Here is a 335-nt window from a genome sequence, read left to right as displayed (position 1 = left end):
ACGCAGTGCTCAAGTTATAAGCGGCCGCAATGGTTTCTGGTGACCAGGTTAATCGTAAGTGATTGGTAATTAAAGTCGCTAATGCTGCCGTCAGCATCGAACGACGACCGCAATTCCGCCTTTTGCGATCTGCATCTTGCTGAGCTAATTCTGGATCATAAGGTTTAACCCGGTCCAACTCATAGCTAATCGTAGCTTTGGCGACGCCTAAGGCGTCAGCCATTACTTGGTAAGATTTATTCCCCTCATTGACCAGTTGTGCTAGTGCGCCACGTTGAAAACGTGATAAAGTAGATGTACCCAAAGTAATCACTCCCTATATTGGTTGGAATTAG

Annotated in this window: 1 pseudogene; it reads right to left on the bottom strand. The window is 46.0% G+C overall.

Features of this window, described 5'->3' with window-relative positions:
- A pseudogene (locus tag ACG72T_RS12575) lies at nt 1–304 on the bottom strand (IS30 family transposase); the annotation flags it as partial.
- Nucleotides 305–335: the final 31 nt, after the last annotated feature.

Origin of the sequence: Companilactobacillus sp. FL22-1 (assembly GCF_043951805.1) — a bacterium.
In the GTDB taxonomy this organism is placed as follows: domain Bacteria; phylum Bacillota; class Bacilli; order Lactobacillales; family Lactobacillaceae; genus Companilactobacillus.
Note: the sequence above shows the minus strand (reverse complement) of the source record. Positions and strands in the feature narration are given on the sequence as shown.